The organism is Escherichia sp. MOD1-EC7011 (assembly GCF_002965005.1).
Taxonomy (GTDB): domain Bacteria; phylum Pseudomonadota; class Gammaproteobacteria; order Enterobacterales; family Enterobacteriaceae; genus Escherichia; species Escherichia ruysiae.
In genome coordinates this window covers 137,802-144,224 of the sequence record NZ_PTRD01000036.1, presented here as the reverse complement: position 1 = coordinate 144,224, position 6,423 = coordinate 137,802, and the positions used below count along the sequence as shown (strand labels likewise).

Here is a 6,423-nt window from a genome sequence, read left to right as displayed (position 1 = left end):
CGTGGCTCCGGATATTGTCTGGGACTTCCGCCTGCCGCGCGTGAAATCGATCAGTGCTTCAGGCCATAAATTCGGTCTGGCTCCGCTGGGCTGCGGCTGGGTTATCTGGCGTGATGAAGAAGCACTGCCGAAAGAACTGGTGTTCAACGTTGACTATCTTGGCGGGCAAATCGGGACTTTCGCCATCAACTTCTCTCGCCCTGCCGGTCAGGTGATTGCGCAATACTATGAATTCCTGCGCCTTGGTCGCGAAGGCTACACCAAAGTACAGAACGCCTCTTACCAGGTCGCCACTTACCTGGCGGATGAAATCGCTAAACTGGGACCGTATGAGTTCATCTGTACAGGTCGCCCGGACGAAGGTATTCCGGCGGTTTGCTTCAAACTGAAAGACGGCGAAGATCCGGGATACACCCTGTATGACCTCTCTGAACGTCTGCGTCTGCGCGGCTGGCAGGTTCCGGCCTTTACCCTCGGCGGTGAAGCCACCGACATTGTGGTGATGCGTATTATGTGCCGTCGTGGTTTCGAAATGGACTTCGCTGAACTGTTGCTGGAAGACTACAAAGCCTCCCTGAAATATCTCAGCGATCACCCGAAACTGCAGGGTATTGCCCAGCAGAACAGCTTTAAACATACCTGATAACAGGATGTTATAAGGAATCTCAGCCCCGGCTAGCAAGCCGGGGCTGAGAGTTCGACCAGAATATAACCCGGAAATATTGGTTTATATTCATATTGTTATTAAGTTGTATAATGTATGAATGTTTATAAATTATAATGATATAAGTGAAATATCACCTTAAGGTATTATTCGCCTGGTATTCATTATCTTGCATTTTTATCTATTCATTTTTTGTATTATAAACACCATAATTCTGCGTAATTTATTCCACTCATTATCATTTTTCTCACCGCTTCGTTTAAATTTATATGCCAGTAAATTTGACTTAGATATAATGCGTGCTACATTAATAAACAGTAATATGTTTATGTTATATTAAGTCAACTATGCAATCACAACATGGCACTTGTCTCATTGCGTACGCAAGACATAAATATATTCTCACCATGGCTGATGGTGAATATCGCTATTTTAATGGCGGTGATTTGGTCTGCGCGGGTGCAAATCATGTTTTAGTTTTTAATTCCTTAGAAAATATAGTATTTGTCACGAAGGAAACGCTTTCATTATTCCTCCAGATTCTCAAGGAGGAGGCGTTAAATTTTCATGCTCATAAAAAAGTACCTTCGTTAATTATTCACCACTGTGCCAGAGAAATTCCATTTTTTCAGGAAGTTATGCAACTCTCGCAGCAAACTAATCTCCGCTATGGTGAGGTATTGCGCAAAAGAGCATTAATATTTGCATTATTGTCCGTTTTTCTTGAGGATGAGCAGTTTATACCGCTACTGGTGAACATATTACATCCCAATACGCGCACGCGAGTTTGTACAGTTATCAACAATAATATCGCTCATCAATGGACATTATCACAGATCGCCAACGAGTTACTGATGAGTCAGAGTCTGTTAAAGAAAAAATTGCGTGAAGAAGATACGTCTTATTCACAACTGCTCACCGCATGTAGAATGCAGCGTGCATTACAACTTGTTGTAATGCCTGGTATTCCAATAAAACGCGTGGCAATGTCCTGTGGCTATAACAGCATGTCATATTTTATTTACGTTTTTCGAAATTATTATGGGATGACACCCACAGAGTATCAGGAACAAATAGCACAAGGAAAGTTCAATGGCGACTCAATGACAAGACTTGTTACAGAAGAAAATTTTAGAGTTCGGCTGTAAGAATAAGATTACAACGTCTGCCCGAACATAAAAAAAACCCGGCATAGGGGACCGGGAAGAGGATAGTCTGCCGTCTCCAGACTAATAAACCGTTATAACACTCCCTGTTGGCACGGGAAACTTTTGTGCTCTCAGTAAGTTAAATATAACGTTTGCTGGAGATAAGATCAGCCAAATTTTTATAAACATAGGCTATACGATTTTTAAAAATATATTATTATTGTATTTACTTATTTCTAATTAACTGTTATGCAAATTTGCGTAATAGGTAAAGTATGATCCTACTAAATATGGCAGTTTTAGTCCTGAAGAACAGTCAGGCATCATTTCATCAGTATACTGAAATTGAAATAATCGCAGTAATGGTATATAAGGGATAGTCATGGCTCATGTTTGCTCGGTGATCCTCGCCTGCCGTTCGTTTGATATTTATCATGAACAGCAAAAAATATCGTTGAACAAAGCGAGTATTCTACTACTGGAGAAAAATTTGGCAGACGATTTTTCGTTTTGTTCACATGATACGCGACGTTTGGATATCGATGAGCTGACGGTTTGTCATTACTTACAAAATATTCGTCAGGCACCACATAATTTGGGGCTACATAACAAAAATCGTTTATTAATTAACCCAGAACCGCCAATGCCTCTGGTGATAGCGATTTTTGATAGTTTTGCTAAATCCGCTGTAAATTCTCCTATATTGAGCAATATGCTCTATCTTTCCTGCTTATCAATGTTTTCTCATAAGAAAGAGCTTATCCCTTTACTTTTTAACAGTATCAGCACTGTATCGGGGAAAGTTGAACGTATTATTAGCTTTGATATAGCCAGGCGTTGGTATCTGCGTGATATCGCAGAAACAATGTATACCAGTGAGAGCTTAATCAAAAAAAAGTTGCAGGAAGAAAATACTTGCTTCAGTAAAATATTACTCGCCTCGAGGATGTCGATGGCCAGAAGACTACTTGAGTTACGGCAAGTTCCTCTACATACCATTGCTGAAAAATGTGGGTATAGCAGTACGTCGTACTTTATAAATACATTTCGACAATATTATGGCGTCACACCACATCAGTTTGCACAGCATTCGCCGGGAACCTTCTCCTGATTGCATATCTCATTTGGGTATTGGTCAGGATCTCACACTCGCTGCATGTAAAAATCTTTCCTGATTATCTCTGCCGGAACCAACGGCAAGTTCTCTTTGGCAGTTCGCAAACGGGTATTAGTATTTTCAGGAGGAAAAGACGCGGCATGTTTGGGATTATTAAGCTAACAATTCATATAATTACGGGAATGCTGGTCTGTATTGTGCTGTTCAAATTGATGACCAATGGCTGGAGTGGTTTCTACTTTCACTGCTGTTTGTTAAGTCTGGTATTCCTCACGATTAGCTGGTTGTTGAGTAGTGAGTGGTTGCGAGGAAAGAGTAAGGCTGAACGCTCATGTTCAACCTTACTCTCATTCATACGTTACGCTTTTTTAAAGCGGGCAAAGAGATGTTCCACAACGACAAAAAAGACGGGAACGAAGTAAATTGCCAGCACAGTTGCTGCAAACATCCCCCCCATAACGCCTGTACCTACCGCGTTTTGTGCGCCGGAACCTGCGCCATGACTGATAACCAGCGGCAGTACGCCGAGAATAAAGGCCAGAGAGGTCATGAGGATTGGGCGTAAACGCATCCGCGCCGCTTCGATAATCGCTTCTACCGGTGTTTTGCCTTCTTTCTGCATCATCTCAACCGCAAATTCGACGATCAGGATGGCGTTCTTGGCGGAAAGCCCGATGGTGGTCAGCAATCCGACCTGAAAGTAGACGTCATTGCTTAAGCCGCGCAGGTCAGTTGCCAGTAATGCACCAATGACACCCAACGGTACAACTAACATCACCGAGAACGGAATTGACCAGCTTTCATACAGCGCGGCGAGGGCGAGGAACACCACGACCAGTGAAATGGCATACAGTACGGGAGCCTGGTTGGATGATAACGCTTCCTGATATGACAACCCGGTCCAGGAGTAGCCGACGCCCGCCGGAAGTTTAGCGACCAGATCCGCCATAAATTTCATTGCGTCACCGGTACTTTTCCCGGCAGCGGCTTCCCCTAAAATCTCCATCGACGGAATGCCGTTGTAACGTTCCAGTCGCGGCGAACCGTAGGTCCATTCTGTTGAAGAATAGGCAGAAAGCGGCGCCATCGTGCCAGAGGCGTTGCGTACATACCATTGGTTGATGTTGTCCGGCAGCATACGGAACGGCGTTCCTGCCTGGACATACACTTTTTTCACACGCCCCTGATTGAGGAAGTCATTGATGTAGCTACTGCCGAAGGCGGTAGAGAGGGTCTGGTTGATATCAGACAGTTCCACGCCCATCGCTTCGGCTTTCGCGGCGTTGACGTTCACTTTGAACATCGGTGTATCTTCCAGGCCGTTCGGGCGAACCGCTGTTACCTGATCGGGTGATTGTGCTGCCAGCGACAACAACTCGTTTCTCGCCTGGGTCAGCTTTTCGTGCCCCAGGTTGCCGTTGTCCAGCAGTTCCATATCAAAACCTGATGCTGTACCCAGCTCCGCTACCGCAGGTAAGTTGAACGGGAAAATCATCGCTTTATTGATACTGCTCAGAGCCACCATTGCCCGCTGAATGATTGCGGTCACTGAGTTTTCCTCGCCGACACGTTCAGACCACGGCTTGAGGCTGATAAACGCCAGACCGTTGTTTTGCCCCTGACCGCTGAAGCCAAAGCCGCCAACGGTAAACACCGACTGGACATTATTTTTCTCTTTTGTCAGATAGTAATCTGTCACCTGTTGCAGCACTTTCGTGGTGTTAACCATGGTGGAACCTGACGGTAACTGCGCGGTGGTCATAAAGACCCCCTGATCCTCTTCCGGTAAGAAAGAGGTCGGTGTACGCAGGAACAGCACCGCCATCCCCGCACAAATCAGCAGGTAAACCACCATGTAACGACCAGTGCAACGCAGCAGTGAGCGGGTGCTGTCGGTATAGTGCTGAGTCGATTTTTCAAACAGATGGTTGAAGCGTTCGAACAAGGCGTTCGGTTTGTGACCACCTTCCGGTGCGGCTTTCAGAATGGTGGCGCAAAGTGCCGGGGTCAGGCTCATCGCCACAAACACCGAAAGCAACATGGATGAAATCAGCGTAATGGAGAACTGGCGATAAATTTCCCCGGTCGCGCCGCTCATAAAGGCCATTGGCATAAACACGGCGGACAGAACAACGGCAATCCCGACCAACGCACGCTGGATTTGCCCCATCGATTTATGCGTCGCTTCCTGCGGCGGCAGTTTATCTTCCGCTATCACGCGCTCGACGTTTTCCACCACCACGATGGCGTCATCTACCAGAAGCCCTATAGCTAACACCATCCCGAACATGGTGAGGGTGTTGATGGTAAAACCGACCGCCGACAAAATCGCGAACGTACCGAGAATAACCACCGGCACGGCGATAGTCGGGATAATCGTAGCGCGAATGTTTTGTAAAAACAGGTACATGACCAGGAAGACGAGGATGATCGCCTCAACCAGCGTTTTGAAAACTTCCTGAATTGAAATTTGGATAAACGGTGTGGTGTCGTAAGGATAAACCGTCTTCAGGCTGGCGGGGAAATAGGCTGATAAGCGGTTGAGTTCTGCTTTTACTGCCCGCGAGGTATCGAGCGCGTTTGCCCCGGTAGCCAGTTTGATGGCGATACCGGCAGCAGGTTTGCCGTTATAGCGCGCCACGGTGGAATAATCTTCCGCCCCCAGCTCTACGCGAGCAACGTCGCGCAGCAATACTTGCGAACCATCTTGCTGAACTTTTAGCAGGATTTTGCCAAATTCTTCCGGCGTTTGTAGACGCGTCTGCACAATGATTGAGGCGTTCAGTTGCTGGTCTGCCGCCTGTGGCATCCCCCCCAGTTGACCGCCGGAAATCTGGTTGTTTTGTACTTTGATTTGGGAAATAACATCAGAAGGAACGAGATTGTATTTATTGAGTTTTTGCGGATCCAGCCAGATACGCATGGCGTACTCTGAACCAAAGAGCTGTACGCTACCGACGCCTGCGGTACGGCTTAGAGGGTCTTTAATATTAGACGCCACATAGTCCGCGATGTCGTACTGGTTGAGGCTGCCGTTATCAGAGATAAACGCCGCCACCATCAGGATATTGCTGCTCGATTTATTGACGCTAATTCCTTGTTGCTGTACCGCTTCGGGGAGCGATGGCATGGCGAGTTGCAGTTTATTTTGTACCTGAACCTGCGCGATATCGGGCGATGTTCCCGTCTCAAAGGTCAGGGTGATGGATGCATTACCTGCTGCATCGCTGGTTGATGACATATACATCAGGCCATCAAGCCCATTCATATTTTGCTCAATCACCTGAGTGACCGAGTCTTCTACTGTTTGCGCATCAGCACCCGGATAGGTGGCGCTGACGGTGATGGTCGGCGGCGCAATCTGCGGATACTGCGCAACCGGTAAGTTCATGATCGCCAGACCGCCTGCGAGCATCAAAATAATGGCAAGTACCCAGGCAAAAACCGGGCGATCAATAAAATAGTTAGCCATGAAAGTCCCCTTAAGCCTGCAA

Annotated in this window: 4 protein-coding genes; 3 read left to right on the top strand and 1 reads right to left on the bottom strand. The window is 46.6% G+C overall.

From position 1 onward, the window contains the following. From A7098_RS18275 to gadW, 3 genes are all read left to right on the top strand, one after another. Window positions 1–643: pyridoxal-dependent decarboxylase (locus A7098_RS18275; RefSeq protein WP_301005546.1), on the top strand; the 643-nt coding region annotated here is incomplete at its 5' end. 368 nt (window positions 644–1,011) lie between these two features. Then, the gene (gene gadX / locus A7098_RS18270; RefSeq protein ID WP_105281229.1) at window positions 1,012–1,812 is read left to right on the top strand and encodes a DNA-binding transcriptional regulator GadX; all 801 of its coding nucleotides are present in this window, start codon (window positions 1,012–1,014) and stop codon (window positions 1,810–1,812) included. Window positions 1,813–2,194: 382 nt separating this feature from the next. Then, entirely contained in the window at window positions 2,195–2,923 is a 729-nt protein-coding gene (gadW, locus tag A7098_RS18265) for an acid resistance transcriptional activator GadW (RefSeq protein ID WP_000951545.1), read from the top strand. A 364-nt stretch (window positions 2,924–3,287) separates the two neighbouring features. Here gadW and mdtF read toward each other — a convergent pair whose 3' ends face one another. After that, entirely contained in the window at window positions 3,288–6,401 is a 3,114-nt protein-coding gene (mdtF, locus tag A7098_RS18255) for a multidrug efflux pump RND permease MdtF (RefSeq protein ID WP_032226730.1), read from the bottom strand. Window positions 6,402–6,423: the final 22 nt, after the last annotated feature.

Excerpts from the sequence above, each read along its gene's own strand:
- gadX (WP_105281229.1), top strand. The coding sequence starts at position 1,012 with ATGCAATCACAACATGGCACTTGTCTCATTGCGTACGCAAGACATAAA.
- gadW (WP_000951545.1), top strand. The coding sequence starts at position 2,195 with ATGGCTCATGTTTGCTCGGTGATCCTCGCCTGCCGTTCGTTTGATATT.
- mdtF (WP_032226730.1), bottom strand. The coding sequence starts at position 6,401 with ATGGCTAACTATTTTATTGATCGCCCGGTTTTTGCCTGGGTACTTGCC.